The organism is Micromonospora sp. URMC 106 (assembly GCF_051386395.1).
Lineage (GTDB): Bacteria > Actinomycetota > Actinomycetes > Mycobacteriales > Micromonosporaceae > Micromonospora.
In genome coordinates, this window is record NZ_JBPQTP010000110.1 from 1 (window position 1) to 22,424 (window position 22,424).

General features: G+C 70.7%; 21 protein-coding genes and 2 pseudogenes. 13 read left to right on the forward strand and 10 right to left on the reverse strand.

Features of this window, described 5'->3' with window-relative positions; translation table 11 throughout:
• Positions 1-609 (reverse strand): annotated as a pseudogene (locus tag ACSNOB_RS26075) (replication initiator); the annotation flags it as partial.
• A gap of 477 nt (positions 610-1,086) precedes the next feature.
• Here ACSNOB_RS26075 and ACSNOB_RS26080 point away from each other — a divergent pair.
• Both ACSNOB_RS26080 and ACSNOB_RS26085 read left to right on the forward strand, forming a co-directional pair.
• Positions 1,087-1,674, forward strand: a complete 588-nt coding sequence (locus tag ACSNOB_RS26080) for a nucleoside monophosphate kinase (RefSeq protein ID WP_436689264.1) — start codon at positions 1,087-1,089, stop codon at positions 1,672-1,674.
• 2,177 nt (positions 1,675-3,851) lie between these two features.
• Positions 3,852-4,082 (forward strand): hypothetical protein, encoded by a 231-nt coding sequence (locus ACSNOB_RS26085; RefSeq protein WP_436689266.1) that lies wholly within the window; start codon positions 3,852-3,854, stop codon positions 4,080-4,082.
• Between the two features lie 176 nt (positions 4,083-4,258).
• Here the strand turns inward: ACSNOB_RS26085 and ACSNOB_RS26090 are convergent, their stop codons facing one another.
• Both ACSNOB_RS26090 and ACSNOB_RS26095 read right to left on the reverse strand, forming a co-directional pair.
• A complete protein-coding gene (locus ACSNOB_RS26090) occupies positions 4,259-4,483 on the reverse strand; it encodes a winged helix-turn-helix domain-containing protein (RefSeq protein ID WP_026268779.1) in 225 nt (74 codons plus the stop codon).
• A gap of 118 nt (positions 4,484-4,601) precedes the next feature.
• On the reverse strand, positions 4,602-5,207 hold the full coding sequence (locus ACSNOB_RS26095) for a sigma factor (RefSeq protein WP_436689268.1): 606 nt from the start codon (positions 5,205-5,207) through the stop codon (positions 4,602-4,604).
• Between the two features lie 186 nt (positions 5,208-5,393).
• Between ACSNOB_RS26095 and ACSNOB_RS26100 the strand changes: the two genes are divergently transcribed.
• The 3 genes from ACSNOB_RS26100 (at position 5,394) to ACSNOB_RS26110 (ending at position 8,457) form a co-directional block, all read left to right on the forward strand.
• A complete protein-coding gene (locus ACSNOB_RS26100) occupies positions 5,394-6,929 on the forward strand; it encodes an MFS transporter (RefSeq protein ID WP_436689270.1) in 1,536 nt (511 codons plus the stop codon).
• 45 nt (positions 6,930-6,974) lie between these two features.
• Positions 6,975-7,541 (forward strand): TetR/AcrR family transcriptional regulator, encoded by a 567-nt coding sequence (locus ACSNOB_RS26105; RefSeq protein WP_393104325.1) that lies wholly within the window; start codon positions 6,975-6,977, stop codon positions 7,539-7,541.
• 283 nt (positions 7,542-7,824) lie between these two features.
• Positions 7,825-8,457, forward strand: coding sequence for an MBL fold metallo-hydrolase (locus ACSNOB_RS26110; RefSeq protein ID WP_436689273.1), 633 nt, complete (start codon positions 7,825-7,827; stop codon positions 8,455-8,457).
• Between the two features lie 1,234 nt (positions 8,458-9,691).
• On the opposite strand, the gene ACSNOB_RS26115 is transcribed toward ACSNOB_RS26110, so the two are convergent.
• Positions 9,692-10,081: a hypothetical protein gene (locus ACSNOB_RS26115; RefSeq protein ID WP_436689275.1), complete on the reverse strand. Its 390-nt coding sequence runs from the start codon at positions 10,079-10,081 to the stop codon at positions 9,692-9,694.
• Positions 10,078-10,842, reverse strand: a complete 765-nt coding sequence (locus ACSNOB_RS26120) for an NmrA family NAD(P)-binding protein (protein WP_436689277.1) — start codon at positions 10,840-10,842, stop codon at positions 10,078-10,080. Before ACSNOB_RS26120 ends, ACSNOB_RS26115 begins: the two co-directional genes overlap by 4 nt.
• A 193-nt stretch (positions 10,843-11,035) precedes the next feature.
• Between ACSNOB_RS26120 and ACSNOB_RS26125 the strand changes: the two genes are divergently transcribed.
• On the forward strand, positions 11,036-12,001 hold the full coding sequence (locus ACSNOB_RS26125; RefSeq protein ID WP_436689279.1) for an AraC family transcriptional regulator: 966 nt from the start codon (positions 11,036-11,038) through the stop codon (positions 11,999-12,001).
• Here the strand turns inward: ACSNOB_RS26125 and ACSNOB_RS26130 are convergent.
• Both ACSNOB_RS26130 and ACSNOB_RS26135 read right to left on the reverse strand, forming a co-directional pair.
• A pseudogene (locus ACSNOB_RS26130) lies at positions 12,002-12,133 on the reverse strand (site-specific integrase); the annotation flags it as partial.
• 100 nt (positions 12,134-12,233) lie between these two features.
• Positions 12,234-12,914 carry an SDR family oxidoreductase gene (locus tag ACSNOB_RS26135; RefSeq protein WP_436689281.1) on the reverse strand — a complete coding sequence of 227 codons (681 nt, stop codon included), beginning with the start codon at positions 12,912-12,914 and terminating at the stop codon, positions 12,234-12,236.
• Positions 12,915-12,970: 56 nt separating this feature from the next.
• Here ACSNOB_RS26135 and ACSNOB_RS26140 point away from each other — a divergent pair, with 56 nt between their 5' ends.
• Positions 12,971-13,342 (forward strand): winged helix-turn-helix transcriptional regulator, encoded by a 372-nt coding sequence (locus tag ACSNOB_RS26140; RefSeq protein ID WP_436689283.1) that lies wholly within the window; start codon positions 12,971-12,973, stop codon positions 13,340-13,342.
• A 251-nt stretch (positions 13,343-13,593) separates the two neighbouring features.
• On the opposite strand, the gene ACSNOB_RS26145 is transcribed toward ACSNOB_RS26140, so the two are convergent.
• A complete protein-coding gene (locus tag ACSNOB_RS26145) occupies positions 13,594-14,040 on the reverse strand; it encodes a MarR family winged helix-turn-helix transcriptional regulator (RefSeq protein ID WP_436689285.1) in 447 nt (148 codons plus the stop codon).
• A 108-nt stretch (positions 14,041-14,148) separates the two neighbouring features.
• Here ACSNOB_RS26145 and ACSNOB_RS26150 point away from each other — a divergent pair, with 108 nt between their 5' ends.
• The 3 genes from ACSNOB_RS26150 to coaD all read left to right on the forward strand — a co-directional run bounded on the left by ACSNOB_RS26150 (position 14,149) and on the right by coaD (position 15,989).
• A complete protein-coding gene (locus ACSNOB_RS26150) occupies positions 14,149-15,066 on the forward strand; it encodes an alpha/beta hydrolase (protein WP_436689287.1) in 918 nt (305 codons plus the stop codon).
• 228 nt (positions 15,067-15,294) lie between these two features.
• On the forward strand, positions 15,295-15,498 hold the full coding sequence (locus ACSNOB_RS26155; protein WP_436689289.1) for a hypothetical protein: 204 nt from the start codon (positions 15,295-15,297) through the stop codon (positions 15,496-15,498).
• 29 nt (positions 15,499-15,527) lie between these two features.
• Positions 15,528-15,989: a pantetheine-phosphate adenylyltransferase gene (coaD, locus tag ACSNOB_RS26160; protein WP_436689291.1), complete on the forward strand. Its 462-nt coding sequence runs from the start codon at positions 15,528-15,530 to the stop codon at positions 15,987-15,989.
• A gap of 15 nt (positions 15,990-16,004) precedes the next feature.
• Here the strand turns inward: coaD and ACSNOB_RS26165 are convergent, their stop codons facing one another.
• Positions 16,005-16,712 (reverse strand): VOC family protein, encoded by a 708-nt coding sequence (locus tag ACSNOB_RS26165; protein WP_436689293.1) that lies wholly within the window; start codon positions 16,710-16,712, stop codon positions 16,005-16,007.
• Between the two features lie 172 nt (positions 16,713-16,884).
• On the opposite strand from ACSNOB_RS26165, the gene ACSNOB_RS26170 reads away from it, so the two are divergent.
• The gene (locus ACSNOB_RS26170; protein WP_436689295.1) at positions 16,885-17,124 is read left to right on the forward strand and encodes a hypothetical protein; all 240 of its coding nucleotides are present in this window, start codon (positions 16,885-16,887) and stop codon (positions 17,122-17,124) included.
• 123 nt (positions 17,125-17,247) lie between these two features.
• The gene (locus ACSNOB_RS26175) at positions 17,248-19,083 is read left to right on the forward strand and encodes an ABC transporter ATP-binding protein (RefSeq protein WP_436689297.1); all 1,836 of its coding nucleotides are present in this window, start codon (positions 17,248-17,250) and stop codon (positions 19,081-19,083) included.
• On the opposite strand, the gene ACSNOB_RS26180 is transcribed toward ACSNOB_RS26175, so the two are convergent.
• On the reverse strand, positions 19,047-22,034 hold the full coding sequence (locus ACSNOB_RS26180; protein WP_436689299.1) for a BTAD domain-containing putative transcriptional regulator: 2,988 nt from the start codon (positions 22,032-22,034) through the stop codon (positions 19,047-19,049). The two genes, ACSNOB_RS26175 and ACSNOB_RS26180, sit on opposite strands and share 37 nt — an antisense overlap.
• Positions 22,035-22,195: 161 nt before the next feature.
• On the opposite strand from ACSNOB_RS26180, the gene ACSNOB_RS26185 reads away from it, so the two are divergent.
• Positions 22,196-22,381, forward strand: a complete 186-nt coding sequence (locus tag ACSNOB_RS26185; protein WP_393104281.1) for a hypothetical protein — start codon at positions 22,196-22,198, stop codon at positions 22,379-22,381.
• Positions 22,382-22,424 lie beyond the last annotated feature (43 nt).

Sequence of the window (22,424 nt, forward strand, 5' to 3'; positions counted from 1 at the left end):
GGCGGGCGTGGTGACGGTGATCTGGCGAGCGGCGGCGTGGACGGCTTCGTCCAGGTCGTCGACGGTGATGCCGGCCGGCGGCGGCACGAGCGCGTCCGGGTCGTCGGAGTCGACGCCGTCGAGGCGCAGCAGCACGTGGAAGTGCACAGCAGCCCGCCGCTGCATCTCGGCGACCTTCCCGTGTGACACCCGGACCGGCGGCAGCCGGCGCACCTTGCCGGAGCCGGTGATGACCTCGACGAAGGGGATGCCGTGTCGGCGGCACAGCGCGGCGAGGTGCCGTTCTATGGCCTGCTTGGTGCGCCGCCGCAACTCTCCGGCGAAGTAGTTCCAGACGACCTGGTGGTCGTGGTCGTAGCAGTCCAGGCACAACGGCTGCCCGAGCCGCGGATCGTCGGCCTCGTGACGGGCGAAGCACGCCGTCGGCTGCCCGTGCCGGCAGGTGCCGGCGCTGCTCCGAGCACGGCAGGGAGCCGGACGGCAGTCGCAGCGCTGCCGGTTGCGGCAGGTGTGGCGGGGGACGTGCCCGTGGTGGACCGGGCCGAAGGACGGCGCGGTGAAGGTGGCGAAGACGACCGGATGCCGACCGACCGAGGCGGGGACGCCCTTGGTGGTGCCACGTTCCGCCGATGGGTCGTGTCCTTTCGCGATCGTGGATCTGACGAGTGAGGCTGGCAGGGTGGGGAGCCTGGAATGCCGGCTAACCCGCAGGCTGCCCCCCGCCCGTGGAGATAGGCGAATCCGGCCATCGTGGACGGCAGGGAAGGCCGTACTGGGCCGCTCAGCGGATTCTGGGACGGTGATTGGAAGCCGGCGGGACGTGGCCCGCATCAGCGGCAGGAAGGCCGCTCGGCATCTCCAACGTTGAGTCCAGCGATCCGGCAAGAGGGCCGCGCTGGACGTGCTCGACGAGCGCCAGAGTAGCACCGGGTACCGACACGTCAACCCGCCGTGACTCGGCCACCGGCATCGAGGGGCGGCTTCCGACCTGCCGCATCCGGGCTGATGCTCCACGTCCACATCTCACGTGATGTGCCACCTGTGCTGCTAGCTTGGCTCTTCGGCGTCCCCAACATGGGAGTGCACATGCCCAACGTGGCCCTCATCGCCGGGCCGGTAGTCGACCTGGCGTCCGCTGCCTCGGCTCTGGCAGACACCAGCGGCTTACAGGTCATCAGCGCAGGCAACGTCTTCCGCGAGCACGTGCAGCAGCAGACTCCGCTGGGTGAAGAGGCGAACGGGTATATGCAGGCCGGTCATCTTGTCCCGGATGAGCTGATGATCAGAGCCGTCGCTGACGCCCTAGCCAACGTCGACCGTGGCTGGGTGCTGTACAACTTCCCTCGCCATATCCGTCAGGCTGAGTTGCTGACGCAGAGCGGCCATGTCCCCGACACAGTGATCGAACTCGTCCTGGCTGAGGACCAACTCCGCCTCGCCGTTCACCGCCGGGTAGAACGACGGATAGAACTGGAACCCCAGCTAGCCGAGCGACGTCAGGAACTCCTGCTTATGTACATGCATTCACAGGAGAACCACCAGGAGCAGATCGAGCCGTTGCGCGCCTACTACCAGACGCATGGCCTGCTGCAAACCGTCAGTGGCTTCGGCGACTTCGAGGACGTAGCAGCCAGACTGATCCCATTCGCCTCCGACGGCCATCGCCACACGTGAAATCGGGCAGGTAGGCCGGCTGCCGGCTGATGTGGGAGGACTTTCCTTACGTCTATCAAGGCGGCCCTTGACGGGCCGCACACGCCGCCTGGGCGCGCGCCGGTCGCTGCCGCTGGCACTCTGCGGCCGTCACGCCTGATGCCCGGCGGCTGGCGCGGACAGCGGGAAGCCCGGAGGGCCTCCGCCGAACGACAGCAGCGTTGACCGTGGCAGGGTGGGCCGGCAGCCGGCCGGGCCGCGCGGCCAGCAGCCCGCGCGGCGTAGGGGAGCGCACGCCGGCCGCGTCGGCGAGCTGGCGGCGGTCGCGGGGTTGCGGTTAGGGCGCCTCCGGCGGGGGCGCTCCGGCTCAAGGATGGCCGGGGCTGCGTCGGCGGGTCACGGTCCGTGGGTGGTTGCGGGAGGCCATCCCGCCTGCCATCGACCCGGGCAAGCCGAGCAGAACACCGCCCGGCCCGCCAGCGTCCGAACCTGTGTCAAGGTCCGCTTGACGTGGCGGGCCGGGCGGCGGCCCGCTTTCCAGGAGGGCGGGTCGATGGCAGACGGGATGGCTTGAGGGGAGCACTTGCTCAAGCAGTATGCGCGCAGAGGCTGCGACCCGGAGAGGCGGCCATCTTGGGCGTTCACAGCCGCTGCTCCCACCAAGGGGCGCGGGGATCGGCCCAGGGATTAGCCAGGGTTCGACTGAGGAATAGATCATCAGCCTCACTGATGACGCGGCGCAGCTCCCGCGCCGCTCGCCTAGGTAGCGACCGCAGAGCAATGTCCAACACTTCCCGATAGTCCGAGGTGCAGCCGCAGGGGCAGCCGCCAAAATCATCCAGCAGTTGACGGGCCGGACCTCGCGCTATACCGGTCCAACCCCGAAGGGCACGGCCGATATCACCCGGGCGCAACCGGTTGTTTTGGCGCTCCAGCCGAACAATGTCGGCGACGACCTTGCCAGAAATCCCCTGAAGGTGCGCACGGGACTCGTGCACCTGCCGACGACTGGGTTTAGCGGCGCGTAACGCCACAGGCCGCCTACGCGGCACGGTCCCTTCGACGTGAAGCCATGTCGGGAAGTATGACACACAGAACGATGCTGGACCGAAGCCAGACAGCTGACAGTTCAAGTTGATGAGGTCACGCTCGCCGCGCTAGTTGGCTGGGTCGGACCCGGAATTGGGTGGTTCCGTCCTCAGCTTCTACGTGGTCCGGCACTGTAACGATCAGGCTCTGATCCTCCTGCTGACTGACGACATAGCACCTCACGAACGCCGGCCGGGGGAGAGAAGCGCCAGGAGGGATGTCGTCATCCACGAAGAAGATCGGGACCTTGTCGACGAAGAACCACGTTCGTCCGTCGGCGTCGACCAGGCGCACACGGACCCACCCCGGCCAGTCTTCGTCGGCCCATGCGATCGCCTCGCAGCGCAGCAGCCCGGCGGAACTCATCACCGGGCTGATCCGGCCAGGTCTCACCCTTGGTCGACGCGTGGCTGTCTGGGGCACACAGGGGGCACGAGACACTGTCAAACGTTGTCGACCAGTGAGCAGCCCTGGCAACCTGCGACGCCGTGTGAGCAGGTGTCGAGCCCTATTCCCGCTGGGAACCAATCACGGCTCGCAGTTCCGCTTCAACGTCTGAGTTAAGCGTTGCCGTCCGAGCACGTCGCCTGGTTGAATCCGGCTGTCCTCGCCCAATGCGTGGTGGCTCCGGATGACCACGCCCGCAAGATGGAGAGGGTGGCAGCCCGTTCGAGCCGGGCCGAGTCCGGGGAGCCCCGCCGGTGCGGGGCTCCCAAGCCCTGCACATCGATAGCCCCGACAGCAAAGCTGACAGCAACCGGCCAGAACGAGGGCAGCGGCCGGCTGCCGAGCGTGGACAGCCGCCCGAGGCCGCAGACGTGCACGGACCGTCCCGAACGGAGCGCCTAGAACTTACAAACGAGAGGTCGTCCTGAGCCGTCTCCCGGCCGTCTGGGCCGTCGCTGGGCTGCCAAAGGCCGACCAATGATGACTGAGGACGACCAGCAGCACCCGAAGAAACACCAGGTCAGCCGCCAGGTGCTAGCGGCTGACCTGGTGGGCGACGGACGAGTCGACCTGTACGCCGGATATAGCTAGTGTCTGCTGCCGTGGAGTTCGCTGCGGGAGTCCCTAGTCGGTGGATCGTGACCCTGCGGTCTGGCGGGACCATGGAACTGGCGGCTGACGCGTACAGCGAAGAAGACGGCCAGCTGATCTTCAACGTGTTGGTCGAGGCAGATGCTGATGAGCAGGATCAGATGGTGATCGACTGGCGGACGCCGAACAATCCACGACGCGTTGGCATCGTGGTGGCAAAGGTGCCGGCAGCCGAGGTTGCCGACCTCTACACCGCTCCGTCATGGTTCGATGACGGCGGCAGTGTCGACACGACCACCTGACTGACGGGCCAGGGTGCTGCTGCCGACAGCAACGATGACAGTAACCGGCGCGGACGGAGCCGGACTCTCCCGAGCGGTGTCGGACGGTTGCCCGAGGCCGGAGACGAACGAACCTGGCCGGACGAGGCGCCCAGCACTTGTAAGCCAGGCGTCCGCGCCTCGAGAGCGATCCCGGCTTACCGGGGAAGCGGGTTGGCGACGTAGACGCCCTTGCCCTGCCGGCCGTCGATCAGGCCCTCGGCCTTGAGCAGGAGCATGGCAGCGCGAATGACGGTGTTGCTGACTTCGTAGTGCTCGCAGAGGGCGGCGAACGAGGGCAGCTTGTCGCCCGGCTTCAACTGGCCGGAGCTGACCTGCTCGCGGATATCTCGGGCGACCTGTAGGTAGGCAGCTTCAGACATAGGTGGTGCTCCCAGCTTGGCGGCTGGTGCAAGCAGACCACACCTCAGGCCGAACTTACAACGCTATGTGTCGTAGCTGTTGACCCTGCGCACATTGCGTCCTAAGTTGCTCGTGGGGCTACCCAGCTTGGCGGCCGGGTCGTCCTGCCGTGGGTGCCCTGTCTCCGGACACGGCTGACCGGGTGCCCACGGGACCCCAGCGTCGCACCTCCCGCTGCCGGCGAGGCAGGAGCCGTACCGCCTCCAGCAGACTCGCATCGACGCCACCCTCCGAGGCAGGAATCGACCGGTCGTCGTACGCGGTCAACGGCACCTCTCGTCGGCGCTTGCGCCACCAGGACACCCGCGTGTTAAGGGCAGTCCGGACCACCCACGCCGCCGGCGCCGGGTGACGCGAAACCTCTCCCCAGCGCGTGAAGGCCCTGGCGAAACCCTCGGCTACAAGCTCCTCCGCGAGATGAGCATCCCCGCCGACGACAGCGAGCACCGCACGTAGGCAGCCGTCCCTACTGGCTCGGTAAAACTCGGCGAACTCCTTCTGTACCTGCTCCACACCTTCCCCACGCATGACGGGCACGCCGCATTTACACCTCATGAATCCGACCCCACCCTTCGAAGGGGCGGTCGGGGTGGGCGGGTGTGGTGACGGTGATCTGCTGGGCCGCGGGTCACCCGGGCTGCACGTCGCACGACTCCGGCTCGCAGGTGCTTCAGCCGCCCGCATCCACACCCGCCCCTCGGCGGCAAGCGGTGAGCCAGGCGGGTGTCGACAGCAGCAGTGGCAGCAGCGACTCCCGACCCAGCGGTTCCCGCTCGGGCCCCCTACCGCGACCCTCGTCACAACTACTTGTACGTTAATACTATTTGTACGAAGGTCCAATTACCGAGTGTGCAGGGGTGAGGGGGATCGATGACGGGGCAGGTAACCGCGCCGGCGGCTGCGCGAGCATGGGCGGGCATGGCGCTGTTGGCGTTGCCGACGGTGCTGCTGGGGCTGGATGTGACGGTGTTGTACCTGGTGCTGCCGGCCATGGCGGCTGACCTCGGGCCCTCGGCGACGCAGACGCTGTGGATCATGGACGCCTACGGCTTCCTGCTGGCGGGATTCCTCGTCACCATGGGCACGCTGGGGGACCGGCTGGGGCGGCGCCGGTTGTTGCTGATCGGCGTCACCGCGTTCGCGGCGGTGTCGGTGTTCGCCGCCTTCGCGCCGAATCCGGAACTGTTGATCGCGGCACGGGCGCTGTTGGGGATCGCGGGTGCGACGCTGATGCCCTCGACGCTGTCGCTGATCTCGAACATGTTCACCGACGCGCGGCAGCGGGCGGTGGCGATCGGGGTGTGGGCCACGATGTTCGCCGTGGGCATGGCTGCCGGTCCGATCCTGGGCGGGGCGCTGGTGGACAGGTTTTGGTGGGGGGCGGCGTTCCTCGTGGCGGTGCCGATCGCGGTCGTCGTGCTGACGCTGGGTCGGGTGCTGCTGCCCGAATACGCCGACCCGCGGGCGGGGCGGCTCGACCTGAGCAGCGTGGCGTTGTCGCTGGCGGTGATCCTGCCGATCGTCTACGCGGTCAAGCGTGCCGCCGCCGAGCGATTCGACGCGAGCGTCGTCATCGCCGTGATGGTGGGGTTGATCGCCGGGGCGGCGTTCTGGCGCCGGCAACACCGCCTGGCCGATCCACTGCTCGATGTCACCCTGTTCCGGAACCGGGCGTTCAGCGCCGCGTTGACCGTGCTGCTCATCGGGCTCGTCGGGGTGGGCGGCACCATGTACCTGGTGACCCAGTACCTGCAACTGGTGGAGGGGCTGACTCCGTTCGTGGCGGGCCTCTGGATGGGGCCCCCGGCGCTGGCGATGTTCGCCGCCGGTGTCGGTGCGCCGATGTTGGCTCGACGCATCCGTCCCGGTTACGTGATGGGCGGCACCCTGGGCGTCTCGTTGATCGGCTACGGGCTGCTGGCCACCGCCGGCCTGCATGACGAGTTGCCGGTCGCGGCCGGGTTCGCCTTCGTCTACCTCGGTCTTGGCGCGATCGCCGCCCTGGGCACCGAGATCGTGGTCGGCGCCGCCCCGGCGTCGAAGTCCGGCTCGGCGGCCTCACTGTCGGAGACCGTCCAGGAACTCGGCATCGCCATCGGCGTCGCGATCCTGGGTAGCCTCACCACGGCCGTCTACCGTGACAACGTCACCGTGCCAGAGGCCCTCTCCGCGAGCGAGACCGCCGCGCTCGCCGACAGCCTCGGCGCGACCGTCGCCATCGCCGATGACCTGCCGGCAGGCGCGCTGGTCGACGCGCAGCTGGCCTTCGCCACGGGCGTGAACATCGCCTCCCTGGTCGCCGGGCTAGCGATCACCGCCGCCACCGTCCTGTGCCTGCGCATGCTGCGTCACCTGCCGCGACTCGGGCACGAGCAGCACGAGCAGGAGACGGAGGCGATTGGTTGAACGATGGTCCGACTACCCTGGGGGTGGGTGGGAGGAGGAGGTGGCATGACCGACGACGACGGCGCCGAGCACGTCGACGGGCGTTTCGCCCGTGGAGCCAGACGCCGAGCCGAGATCATCGAAGCCACCCTGGCGGTGGTCACCCGCGACGGCGCCGCGGGGGTCACCCATCGCACCGTCGCCAGGCAGGCCGGCATCACCACAAGCCTGAGCACGTACTATTTCGCCACCCTCGACGACCTCCTCGTCGCCGCCCTGACCAGCGTCGCCGATGCCTATACCGCCCGGATCCGCCAGATCATCGACACGCCCGGAGACAAGCTCGCCGGCCTGGCCGAACTCATCGCGGAAACCGCCGGCGCGGGGCGTGAACGCGCGTTGGCGGAACGTGAGCTCGCCACCCTCGCCGCCCGCAGGCCCGCACTGCGTCCGGTGGCGCGTCGGTGGCGGGAGAACGTCGCCGAGCTGGCCGCCACCCTCACCGACGATCCGACAGCCATCGCCGGCGTGGTCGCCGCCTCCGACGGGCTCTGCACTGCCATCCTGCTCGACAACGGCCCCGCTGATCCGGGCTACCTCCGCGCCGTCCTGCAACGAGCACTGGTGAGCTGAGTCGCTCGGCACGAGACGGCCGTCTTCACGGAGTACGGCCCCGACAGGCGGCGGCAGACCACGAGCGGAAGGAACCACCCGTGCTGACACAGGTCGCGGAGGGTGTACTGATCCACCACAGCAAGTTGCTCCAGAACAATGCCGTTGTTGTGCAGGGCCGGGCCGGCGTGTTGATCATCGATCCGGGGCTCACGGACGGCGAAATGCGCTGCCTCGCAAAGGACCTGGCCGATTCGGCCAGCGCGTTGTCGCAGGTTTCGCGACCCACCCTGATTGGGATCACGTGCTCTGGCACGCCGAACTGGGCGAGGTGCCCCGGTACGGCACAGCGCGCTGCGCGGATGTCATGCGGGATCTGCGGTCCCGCGCGGACTGGAAGGCCCGCGCCGCCGAGGCGCTACCGCCGGAGATCGCCGAGGAGGTGCCGCTTGACCTGTTCGGCCTGATCACCGGTCTGCCCACCGGAACTGTGCAGATTCCCTGGGATGGCCCTCGGGCCCGGATCATCGAGCATCCTGCTCACTCCCTGGGCCATGCGGCACTCCTGATCGAGGAGCGGGGGGTTCTCGTGGCTGGCGACATGCTGTCTGACGTCTTCATTCCGATGCTCGACGACTTCAACGGCACCAACGACCCGGTCGAGGATTACCTCACGGGGCTCAGCCTGCTGGAGGGCGTGGCGGACGAGGTCGATGTCCTCGTTCCGGGGCACGGGTCCGTAGGCAGGGCCGACCAGGTACCCGCGCGGATCGAACAGGACCGCGCCTACTTGCGTGCTTTGCGAGACGGCCGTGCTCCCGACGATCCACGGATCGGCCCGTCGGCCAAGCCTGGCTGGGAGTGGGTGAGCGACATACACACAGGACAAGCCCGGCGCCTCGCCGAAAGGCGCGGATGCGACGCGACACCCGGCTAGCGATCGTTTCTCTGGAGCAACGCTCACACGCGAACTGAGGATGACACGCAGGAGGCGTGCTCACGTCGGTCGCGGCCAATCGAGGTTCCCGGTAGAGGGCCTTGACTCGTTACTGAGGGCCAGCCTTCGGAGGAAGCGGGAAGGCAGCAGAAGGACCTCAGCACCCCGGGTGCGCTCAGCCGCCGAGTGCGTGTGGTGGTTCACCGGGACCGATCTGCGCCCAGTGCTGGGTGGACCGGTCGGGATCCGGGGACAATCCGGTCTGGTGAGCGTGCCGTCAGGCTTGGCGCACACGGTCGGTACGGAGAACAGTGTGCTTGGCGCGCCGCCACAAACCCGCCCGAGAACCCGTTCTGTTCCTGGGGCCGGCGTCGACCGCCGAGCATCAGTGAACGCAACCCCTCGGCGAGAACGGACCCACCGAGGGTGAGCGCGGGCAGCGCCGCGCCTTCGGTGCTCGGCACCAGAACAAAATGGGTGGCCTGGCCGGCCCGCCCCGCCCTACCGTGCACCTGCATCTTCTTCGCCCTCCGACTTGCGAGAGGACTTGGCCCCGCGTGACGCCGCCTGCCCTTTAGACCTGACAACTTTCCCGTGCATCGGTCGCCGACGTCGCCGTCGGCTCCTTCCCATGCCCTCTGTCAGGTCTTCAGGGAGATCATGTCTACGCGTCCTCATATCGTGCTGTCCTGGACCCTTCGGCACACGAGCCTTGCCCTGCCCCCGTTCCGCTGCGTCCACTGCCATTCCGGCCTCGTCAACGCCGGCGACGGGACGTTCCGCGTCGATGCCAACCGCGGACTTCCCGACGTCCGGCGCCTGGTCGCCCGCGTTTCCCGCGACCGCACCGGCAAACTTGCCGTTCACGATCGCCTTCCGGTCCGGTACCTGAGACCGATGAGCCGCCGTGGGCCTCAGCCGGGGCGGGAGGCGCGGTGGCCACGCGCCGGACTGCATCGCGCGGCGGTCCGTGCGCGCTCGCTCGTGATCGGGCGCGAACCAACGTCAGGGCCGGCCCGGTACCGGCGACGGTAGTGAACATCCGGGTGCATACATCTGGGCGTGCCGACGAGCGGATGTGTGCACCCGGACGGTACCGGCCTGCGGCCCGGCGTCCTCGCGCTCGCGTCATCAGAGGCCGCCATCAGCGGGCGCACCGTCATCGGCCGGCGCCCGGGAGGACCGCGGCGGGCCGGTCGGTGTGGTGCGCGCTCGCCGCGATCCTGGTCCTGCTTCAGGTGATCCAGGTTTCGTGCAGGTGACGCCAGCGCAGGCCGTTGCGGGCGTCGGGCGCGGACGCGAAGATCACCACGGCACGGCGGGCGTTGGACGAGGTCGGCGTCCGCTGGTGCTCCTCGTAGGCGGCCACGACCATGCCGTCCTCGTCCAGCAGTACGCGCCGGTCGCGGATCTCCAGGACGAGGCCCGGGGCGGCTCCGTGGACCTCTTTCATCATCGGCACCATGTCGGGCAGGGTCTTGAGCGAGCCGTCCGGGTCGTACCACGTGAAGTCCGGCGTGTGCATGTCGAGAAAGGAACGGATGTCGGCCGGGTTCGCCTCGCCACGCAGCCAGCTCTCAATGAAGCGATGATGCTGGACGATTTCATCGACGGCGCCGTTCACAGCACGGCCCCGGCGTTCCGCTCGGTCCTGGTGTTCCTCTCGATCCAGGTGCGCAGAGGTGTTAGTTCGACGCCGAAGAGCGCTTCGACCTTGTCCGCGTCGCCTTCGTAGAGACCGATGCCCTCGGGCGCGGCCAGCCACCGGTATGTGTCGGACACGCCCGCTGCGACGGCCGCGCCGAGCATGGGTGCCATGTCTTCCTCGAACGTGTCGGCGTGCAGCGGCACGTACCGGATCTCCCGGCCGAGCACGGAGGCGAAGGCGGCCGCCAGTTCGGGGCCGGTCACCGCGTCCCTTCCGCCCACGTCGATGGCCGTTCCGGTCAAGTCGTCGCAGTCGAACGCGGCGGCCGTAAGGGCGCCGAGATCGTCGTGGGTTAGCCAGGCGACCCGGTGGCCCTCCGGAAGCGGGTAGGGAAGGAGTCCGTTGGCCAGGGCTGCCCGTGCCCAGGGAGCGGCCAGGTTGTCCAGGTAGACGGGTGGACGCAGCACGATGGTCGGGACGCCGGACGACAGGAGGGCCTCGACCGCGTCCCGCTTCGACTCGAAGGCCGCAACGCCCGTCCGTGTCACCGGAATCCGGTTACCGGTGTTGAACACCAGTCGTTCCAGGTCATCGGCCGCCGCGACGACGTTGTCCACATGCCGGGCCACCGCTGCCGGATCGAATTCCATGGGCAACGTCACCGAGGCCCGCGTCACCCCATCGAACGCGGCCCGTACGGCGGCGGGGTCCGCGAGGTCGCCGCGCACCCAGTCCACACCGGACGGCCCGCCGCGCTCCGGCCGAAGCCGCGCACGCGGTGCCCGTCCCTCAGCAGCCGCCGCGCGACCGCTCCGCCCTGCGCGCCGCCCGCGCCGATCACCAAGTAGGTATCGCTCATACCCTCCAGACTGTCGGGAACCCTCTTGTACGTTCTATAAGCATGAGTCCTGGTTCGTTTAAGGATCGTCCATGACCGTGGAGGTGCGGGAGATGTCCTCGCCCGGGGCCGATCTGCTCGGAGAACTGCTGGCGCCGCTGCGCCTCAAGGGCGTGTTCGCCAGCCGCTGGAAAGCTCGCGCGCCCTGGGGCCTGCGCGGCGACCAGGAACGGAACGCGATCCTGCACTACGTGCACTCCGGCGAGTGCGCGATTACCGTGCCCGGCAGATCCGACCCGATCACCCTGGGCGCGGGCGAGCTCACGGTCTTCCCGCACGGCACCGCGCACGAGCTGACGGACCGGCCCGGCCGCGCCACGACCCCGATCGACCTGCTGCTCCCCGGCCGCCCTGCCGGGACGACCACCGAGGTCCGCGTGGACGGCCCGGGCCCGGCGACCGAGCTGCTGTGCGGCGGGCTGCACTACGACGAGAGCGCCGTGTCACCGCTGTATCGTGCGCTGCCGGAGGTCCTCGTGCTCGACCGTGAGATGCTGGCCGGCGAGCCACTGCTGGCCGGCACCCTCGACCGTCTCGCCGACGGGACGCGGGACGACGCGCCCGGCGCCCGGCTGGTGGCGCTGCGCTCGTTCGAGCTGGTCTTCGTGCTGGCGCTGCGGGTGGCGGTGGGCAGGCTCGCCGACGCCTCGCCCGCGCTGCAGGCGCTGCGGCACCCGGCGATCGGCCGTGCCCTGCTGGCGATCCAGACCCGCTTCGACGAGCCGTGGACGCTGGAGTCACTGGCCCGGGAGGCGAACATGTCACGGTCGGCGTTCGCGACCACATTCACCCGCCTCGTCGGCGAGGCCCCGGCCCGCCACCTGACCGGCCGCCGGATGCGCGAGGCGGCCCGCCTCCTGAACGAGACCGCCCTGCCGCTCGGCGTGCTTCCCGAACGGGTCGGCTACCGCTCGGCCGTCGGCTTCCACCTGGCCTTCCGGCGCCATTTCGCTGTGACGCCCGGCGAATACCGCCGCGCCCGCACAACCCCCCAATGAGCGGGCGTGCCGGAGCACCTGCATGGCGACTCGCGGGTGGACGTCGAGGTCGGGGAGCAGCGAGGGGCAGGTGCGCCGGGCGTCGTGGATGGTGATCGGCCGGATGCCCGCCTTGTTGTCGCACCGGGTCTGTACGGCCAGGGCGACGGCGTAGCGGGGACCTCCGCAGGCACGGAGAAGGGCGCGGGGACGGATCCTGGTGGTGGTTTCCACGGCACTGGTGGCGCTGGGATCAGCGGTGCCGGGCACCGCCGTCGACATGGACCGTCTCGCCTGTCACCCATCCCGCACTCAGGAGCCACAGGGCGGTGTCGGTGACGTCCTCGAGCGTCCCGACCCTGCCTGCGAGGGAGGCCGCGGCGGCGCTGTCGTACAGGGCGCGGCGGCGCTCGTTCGGAAGCCGGTCCCAGGTGCCGGAGTCGGTGATGCCGGGCGCGATGGCGTTGACACGCAGCGGCGCGAGTTCGACGGCCAGGTGGGTGACCAGCGCGGCCAGGGCAGCATTCGCAGTACCTTTGACGACGGTGCCGGGCTTGGGCCGCCAACCGACAATGCCGGAGAAGAACAGGAACGATCCGTCGGCAGGCATCCGTGGGGCGAAGTGCTTGGCCAGCAGCAGCGGGCCGACGACCTTGGCGGAGAACGCGGCCTGGATCTTGTCGGGTTCCAGGTCGGGCACCGGCACGTCATGGTGAGCCGACGCGGTGGAGATCACGTGGTCGAAGGTGCCGAGCGACTCCGCGGCCCGCGCGATGGTGGTCTCGTCGGTGACGTCGATCCGGACTTCGGGGCCAGACCGTGTCGCGACGACGACGTCGGCGCCGGCCTGCCCGGTGCGCCGGACGATCTCAGCGCCGATACCGCGGGCGCCGCCGACGACCAGGATCCGCTTGCCTGTCAGATGCTCGCTCATGACCGGGACGGTATACATTTGCTACCGGTATCTTCAACGCTACCGGGAGGACACCCGTGGGCAAGGCGTACAACGTCATGGCGGCGACCTGCCCGAGTCGCACCGTGCTGCACCGCATCGGGGCGCGTTGGACGGTGTTCGCCGTCAACGCGCTGGAGGCCGGACCGATGCGGTTCACCGAACTCAAAGCGCACATCCGCGGGATCACCCCCAAGGCCCTCACCGAGACGCTGCGCGCCATGGAGGCTGACGGCCTGCTCGCCCGTACCGACCTGGGTGGCAACCCGCCGCACGTCGAATACGCCCTGACCGAGCTCGGCCGTTCCCTGCTGGTTCCGCTGCGTGCCGTACGACAGTGGGCCGAGGCGCACGTCCCGGACATCCTCGCTGCGCGCGAACGAGCCGGCGTCGAGAAGGCCCCGGGCTGACGATGCCCTCCCGAACGCCGGGCGGCAGCGCGGAGTGCCGACGGCAGGTCATGCCGAGAGTCTCAGGCGGTCTGGGCCGGACGCCGGGTGGCGCACGGTCAGGGGAATGAGCGGATGGTGTTCACCACCTGACGAGCTCGGTCAGTGCGGCGCTGGTCGCTTCGTCCGCCGGTAGGGCCCGAAGCCGGCCGTGGCTCCCGCGAGTGATGTCCGATCGTGACTGCTCGCTGCGATCGGGACGACTCGCTCCTTCAGCCCGGTTGACCCCGGTCGTCCGCCTCGAGGCTCGCGCGGAGGGCGGCCAGGATGCCGGCGAGGCGTCTCAGGTCGGCAGCGGGAACCGTCCCGGTCAGTGCGGCGAGCGCGCTCTCCACCACGGGCCGGGAGGCCGCCAGCACCTTCTCGCCCTCGGGCGTGAGGCGCAGCACGGAGGAGCGGCGGTCCTGCGGGTGCGCGACCCGCACGCACCAGCCCGCGTCCACCAGCCGGTCGACCGCCTTACTGACCGCTCCCACGGTGATCGCCAGCTCGCGCACGATGTCGAGCACGCGGCACCCGTCCACCCGGTCGATGATCTGCAGGAACTCGAACTGGCCCAGCGCCAGGCCGTGTGCGGCGCGCAGGCGGGCGCCGACCGCGTTGTAGAGCCGGGTCTCCACGCGGACGAGATCGAGGAAGACGGGGGTGACGTGACTCATAGAACCACCAATAGATTCCGGGGAATCATCTTCCTTGGAAGCCGGTTGGGTCGGACAGATGGATTCCGAAGAATCCATCCTCGCATCCCGACCCACTGGAGGCCCGCCATGTCCCGACAGCAGCGCCAAGCCCTGGATGCCCTGCTCCGCTCCGTCCCGCCCAGCGAGACCCAGCCCACCCCCGCGCAGCAGCGCACCTCGTTCGCCACGGCCGTGACGCGAGCGGCACCGGACGGCGTGGTCACCCGCAGGACCGTCCTGGGCGGGCGGCCCGCCCTGGACCTGGAGCCGGCCGGAGCGGCAGACCGCGGCCGGTTGCTCTACTTCCACGGCGGCGGCTACGTCATCGGCTCACCGGACACCCACGCCGGCCTGACCGGTGAACTCGCCGCCCGCGCCGGACTGCGGGCGACGTCGGTGGACTACCGGCTGGCTCCCGAGCACCCCTTCCCCGCGGCGGTCGACGACGGGCTCGCCGCCTACCGCGACCTGCTGGCCGCCGGAACCGACCCGCGGGAACTCATCGTGGCCGGTGACTCGGCCGGCGGCGGCCTGAGCATCGCCACCCTGCTCGCCGCCCGGGAGGCGGGACTGCCGCAGCCGGCCGCCGTGGTCGTCTTCTCCCCGTGGGTCGACCTCACCCTCTCCGGAGCGAGCATGCGCGCCAAGGAGGACGCTGACCCGATCTTCACCGAGGCCGACGTGCGCGCGTACGCGGATCTCTACGTCGGCGCGGGCGACCGGAGCCATCCCCTGGCGAGCCCGGTCTTCGCCGACCTCTCCGGCCTGCCCCCGCTGCTCGTGCAGGTCGGGGCGAACGAGGTGCTGCTCGACGACGCGGTCCGCCTGGCCGGCCGCGCGGGCGCCGCCGACGTCGAGGTTACGTTGGAGATCGGGCCGGGCCTCCCGCACGTGTACCAGCACGAGCACGGGCGTCTCGACGAGGCGGACGCCGCGCTCGACCGTGCCGCCCGCTTCCTCGTCAGCCACCTCGGCGCCCCGGTCGCGATCGGGAGCGCTGAGTAGGTCTCTCCCTCCGGCGTAGCGGCCGCGGGCCTCCTGCCGGGACTCAGGTCAGCACGCCTTGGCCGTCCTCGTGCTCGTGCCACGCCCCACACCGGAGGCAGGTGACGTTGAGGTGCTGGGGTTTGCCGCCCTTCCGCCCGGCGGGTGCCGGACGTGTCCGCGGCGCTGTGACATATCGCCCACACCCAGGGGCCAGCGAATCCGACAGCCGGTACCTACAGTCGGGCCATGGGCACCGACGAAGGCGTGTGGGTCCGGCTCCGCGGGCATGGAGCCGAGCAGATCGCGTATCCCGGGGGCAACCTGTACGCCCACCTATGTCGATCGGTGGCGGACCGGCACGGCACGTATGTCCAAGAACTGTTCGCCTCGTGGGCCCCGCTGGCCTCTGAGCAGGTCCTCCGCGACGCGCAGCGGGTCTTGCGGCCGTGACCCCCGAACCATTGGCAGGGCCACGTTCGATGGCACGCACCCCTGGTCGCGTACGCGTGCGAGCCGTCTACCCCGGCAGCTTCGATCCCTTCACTCCGGGACACTTGAACGTGGTGGACCGGGCACGCGGCCTCTTCGACGAGGTGGTCGTGCTCGTCGCGGTCAACAGCAGCAAGCACCCGGGCGCCGACGAAGAGCAGCGGGCGGCCGCTGTTCGGGCCATCCTGCCGGTCGAGTGGACCTCCGTCACCGTCGCGGCCTGGAGCGGGTTGACCTCCACCTACTGCCGTCGCCATGAGGTGGGAGTGATCGTCCGCGGCGTGCGTAACACCACCGACCTTCGGGCCGAGTACCAGCTCGCCGCGATGAACCAGTCGCTGGGTGTCGCCACGGTGTTTCTGCCCGCGCAGCCCGAACTGGCCGCCGTGTCGTCGACCGCGGTGCGCACGATCGGGAGGTGGCCACCGTCCACGCGGCCGCAGTCTGCGTGACCAGCATGCCGGAGGCTACCGGAAGCCGTCCTGGAACTCCTGGACAGGACGTGACAGCAGGCAGAACTCGTTGCCTTCGGGATCAGCGAGCACGATCCAGCTCACGTCGGCGGGCTGTCCCACGTCGACGCGTCGCGCACCGAGGGCGAGCAGCCGGTCAAGCTCCTCCGCGGTGGACACGCCGTCGGCACGCAGGTCGAAATGCAACCGGTTCTTGATCACCTTGCCCTCCGGCACCGCCGCCACGTCGATCATCGGCCAGGACCGGTCGGAGGCTGCGATGGTGATCACCTCGGCATCCTCACCGACAACCTGCCAGCCGAGGACAGAGCACCAGAAGTCGGCGATCAGTCGCGGTTGGACGGCGTCGATGGCGATGGCGGCGAGACGACTCGGCATGTCGTCATTCTGACCCACCCGTGGCGATCCACCGGCCCCAGCCCCGTCGAACGAGGGGCAGGACATCGCTTGCCGCGGGCCACCGCATAAACGATGATCATTGACAACTGTGGAGGTCTGCGCAGGCGAGCTGTAGGAGGCGGCGGTGGTCGGCGAGGTCACGTCCCACTCCGGCGCGGCGGACCCGGGCGTCGGCCAGGTGGCGGCGCCGCTGCTGATCGGCACGTCGGATCCGCGCAGCTGATGCGGGCACGGGCCGCGGGTGCCCTCGCCGTGCTCGTCGAACCGGTCTCGACCGGGCTCATCCAGTTCATCGATCAGCACGCCTCCGAGGGCCGTGGCCCACCACGACCTGCCTCCTCCCGACCGAACCGGACTGGTGGTTCCACCCGCAGGAGGTGCCCGACATCCCGTACGCCGCCATCTCACCGGCGGAGGCCGAGCACCTGCGCGGCCTGCCGGCCGGCACCAGATCAGGGTCGCCGCGTACCACCAGGTGCCCACCGCGCCGGCGGTCAGGAGCGTCGCGCTGTCCATCAGCACCGATGGCGGGGTCACCTGGCGGCAGCTCCCGACGACCGCGAGGGGCGGCGGAAACCACACCGCGAGCTACCAGCTTCCGAGCCTGGCCGACACCGTGGGTACGGTCAGCATCAAGGCCAGGGCGGAGGACGCGGGCGGCAACACCGTCGAGCAGACAATCCTCGACGCCTTCCGCCTCACCGCCGGGCGCTGACGCCGCTGCCCGGATCCGCCGGGCACGTCCTGGACGTGCCCGGCGGGCTGGCACCCGAGCCGGATCGGGCAGCCTGTACCGGTGCTGTAGCTGTCCTGGAGGTGGCGTCCGTACCCTCTCGCCATGATCAGCATCGCCCGGGCCGCCCGGGCAGTCGCGGTGGTCTGGCGGGGTGGGCGGGCCAACCTGGCGGCGTACGTGCTGCTCGCGCCGATCGCGGGCGCGCTTCCGGTGCTGGCGGCCTGGCTCACCAAACTCGTCCTCGACCGGGTCGCGAACGCGGCCGGCGGCGCGATCCTCGCGGTGGCGACCGCGCTGGCGGTGGTCTCCGTCGGCCTGGCCCTCGTGCCGCACCTGACGAACTATCTGCGGGCGGACCTCGGGCGCTCGGCCGCCGTCGTCGCGCTCGACCAGATGTACGCGGCGATCGACCGCCTCCCGGGCCTGCGCCGGCTGGAGGAGCCGGCGTTCCAGAACACGCTCCGGCTGGCCGAGCAGGCCGGGCGGGACGGGCCCAGCCGCTGCGTCGACGGCCTGCTCGGCCTGGTGCAGAACGCCGTGCTGCTGACCGGCTTCCTCGGCACCCTCGTGGTGATCAACCCGGTGATGGCCGTGCTGGTGGCGGCCGGCGGTGTGCCGGCGCTGGTGGCCGAGCTCCGCCTCAGCCGGCGACGGGCGAACATGTTGTGGGAGATCGGGCCGGGGGAGCGGCGCGAGATGTTCTACGCCAGCCTGCTGACCAGCCTGTCCGCGGCGAAGGAGGTGCGGCTCCTGCGGTTGGGCGGGCTGTTCCGCCGCCGGATGCTCGCCGAGCTGAGCACGGCGAACGGCGCCCGTCGGGTCCACGAGCGGCGGGAGGTGCGCGCCCAGGCCCTGCTGGCGGCACTGAGCGCGGCGCTGTCCGGGGGTGGCCTGGTGTGGGCCGTCGCCACCGCCCGGTCCGGCGGGCTCACGGTCGGCGACGTGGCCGTCTTCATCGCCGCCGTCGCGGGGGTGCAGAGCAGCCTGGCCACCCTGATCGACCACCTCGCCGGCATCCACCAGTCGATGCTGCTGCTCGGGCACTACGAGCAGGTCGTCACCTGTCCACCGGACCTGCCGGAGCCGGCCCGGCCACTGCCGGTGCCCCCGCTGAAGCGGGGCATCGAGTTCCGCGACGTCTGGTTCCGCTACGGCCCGGACCACCCGTGGGTGCTGCGGGGCGTGGACCTCTTCATCCCCTCCGGTCAGGCGGTGGCCCTGGTCGGCCACAACGGCGCCGGCAAGAGCACCCTGGTCAAGCTGCTGTGCCGGTTCTACGACCCGACCCGCGGCGCGATCCTGTGGGACGGCGTCGACCTCCGCGAGCTGTCCGTGGACGACCTGCGGGCCCGGATCGGCGCGGTGTTCCAGGACTACATGACCTACGACCTGACGGCCGCGGAGAACATCTGGCTCGGCGACGTCGACCCGGCCGGCCCGGACCACGTACGCGCCGAGGACGCCGCCCGGATCGCGGACGCCGCCCGGCGGGCCGGCATCCACGAAACCCTCCAGGGCCTGCCCCGGGGGTACGAGACGATGCTGTCCCGCGTGTTCGAACTGGACGGCGATCCGGCGGATGCCGGCGTGCTGCTCTCCGGCGGGCAGTGGCAGCGGGTGGCGATCGCCCGGTCGGTGCTGCCCGCGGCGCGGGACCTGCTCATCCTCGACGAGCCGAGCGCCGGCCTGGACGCCGAGGCCGAGCGCGACATCCAGCTCCGGCTGCGGCAGTACCGGGCCGACCGGACCAGTGTCCTGATCTCGCACCGGCTGGGTACGCTGCGCGACGCCGACCTGATCGTGGCGCTGTCGGGCGGGCGGATCGTCGAGGCAGGCCGGCACGAGGAGCTGCTGGCGGCCAACGGCACCTACGCCACCCTGTTCCGGATGCAGGCGGCGGGCTACGTCCCGGCCGAGGCGGGAACGCCGGCCGACTGATCCGCGCGGGCAAGGAACGTCTCGAGCACGCCGTCGCGCCGGCCGGGCAGGTCGGCGAAGATCCGGTTGGCTCGCCGCGCGTACCCGTCCGCCGCCGCGCGCTCGCCGCGGCGTTCCTGCACCCGGCCGAGCTGGCGCAGCGCCGCCGCCTCGCCGTACCGGTCGCCGACCGCGCGGGCCAGGGTCAGCGCCTCCTCGCCGTCCCGGTGGGCGAGCGCCACGTCGCCGAGCCGAAGGTGCACCTCCGAGCGGCTGAGCAGCGCCTCCCACTCGTCCTCCCGGTTGCCGGTCCGCCGGCACAGCCGCAGGCCGGCGGTGAGTGCCGTCAGCGCGTCCAGGTGCCGCCCGAGTTGGCTGTGCGTCCGGCCGAGCGCGACAAGAGTGATCGCCTCGCCGACGGCGTCGTGGTGATCGCGCCGCATCGCCAGGCAGCGGGTGAGGTGTTCGTCGGCGGCCGGGAAGTTGCCCAGCTCGAACTCGATCTCGGCCAGGTTGTGCAGGGCCATCGCGAGCCACACCGGCTTGGCGTCGGCGAGGAGCCCGACCGCCGCCCGGACGAGGTCCGCCGCCCGACGAGGAGAGCCCGTCCGGTGGTGGAACCAGCCGAGGTTCTGCAGCGCCCGCCCCTCTCCTTCGCGATCGCCCAGCCGGCGCCACAGCTCCAGTGCCGACTCCAACGCGCCGCATGCCGCCTCCAGGGACCCGGCACGCCAGTGCAGCGTCGCCCGCAGGGCGAGCACCCTGGCCCGGGCGGCGTCGTCGTCCGTGGCCGTCGCCGCCTGCTCACAGACGGCGACCAGGGCATCGGCCTCGGCCCACCGGTTGTGCTTCTGCAGCCACACGACGATCGACGGAATCGCCTCCACGCACAGCCGGCTCAGCTGTGGCGCGGCGTCGCACGCCTGGCGTGCGGCCGCGATGATCCCGGCCAGGTCGCCGTTGACCCAGCGCACGGCGTCGTCGAGCGTGCCCAGCTCGACGACGGAGGGCCCGGTGGCGAGCTCGGCCCCCCGCTGCGGGCGCAACAGTTGGCCCGCGCGCAGCACCGTGGTCAGGTACGCGGTGAGCCCGCGACGTACCGCCCGTTGGCGCTCGGCGGCCGGATCCGTCTCCTCGGCCAGCTCCGCGCCGTAGAGCCGGAGCAGGTCGTGGAACCGGAACCGGGCCGGCCCGACCGCGTCCAGCAGGTGCGTCTCGGTGAGCCGGTCCAGTAGCGTCAGCGCGCGCCGTTCCGGGACGCCGATGGTGACCGCGGCGAGCGGCACCGGTATCTCCGGCACCCGCAGCAGCGACAGCGACCGGAAGACGGCCGCCGCCGTGCGGTCGTCCGGATCGGCGCTGTCGAGCAGCTGGCGGTAGGTGTTCCAGAAACTGGACCGGATGGCGAGGTCGTCCGCGCGCAGCTCGTCGAGGCGCTCCCGCTCGTCGTCCAGCCGGTCCGCCAGCACCGCGACGGACCAGTCGGGGCGGGCCGCGAGCCGGGCTCCGGCGATGCGCAGCGCCAGCGGGTGCCCGTCGCAGAGCGTCACCAGGTGGCCCGTCGCCTCGGGATCGACCGCCACCCGGCCGTCGCCGCAGAGGGCGTCGAGGAGCTGACGCGCCTCGGCGTCGCTGAGGCGATCCAACCGGAGCCGGAGCGCGTCGAGGGTGCCTGCCGGCCGGCGGCTGGTGACGAGGACCGCACAGTCCCGGCCCGCCGGGAGCAGAGACCTGATCTGCTGCGCCCCGGCCGCGCCGTCGAGGACGATGAGCAGCCGCCGGGCGGCGGTCTCCGACCGGAACCGCGCGGCCGCCTCGCCCAGTTCCAGCGGCACGTCCCTGGCCGGTACCCCGAGCGCGCGCAGCAACTGACCGAGCGCCGCCAGCGGATCGACGCCGGGCATGCCCGGGGTCCCGCCCTGTAGTTCGAGGTACAGCTGTCCGTCCGGGTAGTGGCTCGCGAGCCGGTGCGCGGCGCGTACCGCCAGGGTGGTCTTGCCCATCCCGCCCGGGCCGTGCAGCACGACCACCGCCGGGCCCGTCCGCGGCCCGTTCGCGGCGGTGCAGGCCCGCTCGATGGCGCGCAGTTCGTCGACCCGGCCGACGAACGCCGCCGGGTCCGGCGGCAGCTGCCGCGGCGGTTCGGCCTGCCCGGGTGGGCTCTCGGGCGCGGGGGCCGGTGGCGGGGACTCCGTCGCGGCGTCCGGTGTGGACAGCTCCGGATCCCGGCGGAGGATGGCCAGGTGCAGCCGGGACAGTTCCGTTCCGGGTTCGAGTCCGAGCTGGTCGGCGAAGGCCGCGCGGGTCTCCGCGTACGCCGTGAGGGCCGCCGGCGCGTCGCCGGACCGGTACAGCGCCAGCATGAGCTGGTGACGCAGCCGCTCCCGGTACGGGTGGGCGGTGATCAGCAGCCGCAGCTTGCCGGTCACCGAGGCGTGCTCGCCGAGCGCGAGGCGCGCCTGGATCAGGTCCTCGACCAGCGACAGGTGTTGCTCCTCGAGCAGGGTGATCCGGGCACCGAGTTCGGGCCCCGGACGGACGTCCTCGGCCGGCCGGCCCCGCCACAGGTCCAGCGCCTCGCGGAACCGCGCGGTGGCCCCCGCGTGGTCACCGCTGGCGAGGGCCGCGCGGCCCAGCTCGGTCGCGGCCTGGAAGCGGTGCAGGTCCAGCTCTTCCGGGTCGACCCGCAGCTGGTATCCGGCGGCGTTGGCGGTCAACCGGTCGCCGATGGGCTCGTCGTCCAGCTCGGTGAGCAACCGGCGCAGCCCGCTGGCGTAGGTGCGCAGGTTCGCCACCGCCGAGTGCGGCGGCTGGTCCCACAGCTCGCCGACGAGGCGGTCCAGCGACACCCGCTCGTTGGCCGACAGCAACAGGGCGGCGAGCATCGCCCGCTGCTTCTGCGGCCCGACCGGGACGGCCCGACCGGCGGCGATGATCCGGAGTGGGCCGAGCAGCTGGAATCGCAGGCTCAAGGCACCTCGGCTCGAATCGGGTCCACCACGGCCAGCACCCTAGGAACGAGGTACGAAGGTCCGCAACGGTTGGCGCGTAACGGTTGTATCGACGCTGTATTCGCCCTGTAGCAGGCCCACCTATCGTCCACCATCAGTCTAGATCACGATTGGAGGGACACATGACCCGTCACGTCGGCGCACTGGCGGACCGGTTCTTGGCGCTGATGCTGCCCAAGACCACCGCCTCGGCTGTCTGCCAGCCGCCCTGCACCAACACTCCGATGTGCTGCCGGTACACCTACACCCGGTTCAAGTGGCGCACCTGCAACAGCTCGTGCGAGTGCTGGTGGGGTACGGACTGCTGAGCCATGCCCGTGCAAGCGTCGCGGCCGGGCAACGCCCGGCCGC

What these genes read in the sequence shown, in the direction of transcription:
- ACSNOB_RS26080 (WP_436689264.1), top strand. Translation starts at nt 1,087, where the DNA reads ATGCCCAACGTGGCCCTCATCGCCGGGCCGGTAGTCGACCTGGCGTCC.
- ACSNOB_RS26085 (WP_436689266.1), top strand. Translation starts at nt 3,852, where the DNA reads ATGGAACTGGCGGCTGACGCGTACAGCGAAGAAGACGGCCAGCTGATC.
- ACSNOB_RS26090 (WP_026268779.1), bottom strand. Translation starts at nt 4,483, where the DNA reads ATGTCTGAAGCTGCCTACCTACAGGTCGCCCGAGATATCCGCGAGCAG.
- ACSNOB_RS26095 (WP_436689268.1), bottom strand. Translation starts at nt 5,207, where the DNA reads ATGCGGGCGGCTGAAGCACCTGCGAGCCGGAGTCGTGCGACGTGCAGC.
- ACSNOB_RS26100 (WP_436689270.1), top strand. Translation starts at nt 5,394, where the DNA reads ATGACGGGGCAGGTAACCGCGCCGGCGGCTGCGCGAGCATGGGCGGGC.
- ACSNOB_RS26105 (WP_393104325.1), top strand. Translation starts at nt 6,975, where the DNA reads ATGACCGACGACGACGGCGCCGAGCACGTCGACGGGCGTTTCGCCCGT.
- ACSNOB_RS26125 (WP_436689279.1), top strand. Translation starts at nt 11,036, where the DNA reads ATGACCGTGGAGGTGCGGGAGATGTCCTCGCCCGGGGCCGATCTGCTC.
- ACSNOB_RS26135 (WP_436689281.1), bottom strand. Translation starts at nt 12,914, where the DNA reads ATGAGCGAGCATCTGACAGGCAAGCGGATCCTGGTCGTCGGCGGCGCC.
- ACSNOB_RS26145 (WP_436689285.1), bottom strand. Translation starts at nt 14,040, where the DNA reads ATGAGTCACGTCACCCCCGTCTTCCTCGATCTCGTCCGCGTGGAGACC.
- ACSNOB_RS26150 (WP_436689287.1), top strand. Translation starts at nt 14,149, where the DNA reads ATGTCCCGACAGCAGCGCCAAGCCCTGGATGCCCTGCTCCGCTCCGTC.
- ACSNOB_RS26155 (WP_436689289.1), top strand. Translation starts at nt 15,295, where the DNA reads ATGGGCACCGACGAAGGCGTGTGGGTCCGGCTCCGCGGGCATGGAGCC.
- coaD (WP_436689291.1), top strand. Translation starts at nt 15,528, where the DNA reads ATGGCACGCACCCCTGGTCGCGTACGCGTGCGAGCCGTCTACCCCGGC.
- ACSNOB_RS26175 (WP_436689297.1), top strand. Translation starts at nt 17,248, where the DNA reads ATGATCAGCATCGCCCGGGCCGCCCGGGCAGTCGCGGTGGTCTGGCGG.
- ACSNOB_RS26185 (WP_393104281.1), top strand. Translation starts at nt 22,196, where the DNA reads ATGACCCGTCACGTCGGCGCACTGGCGGACCGGTTCTTGGCGCTGATG.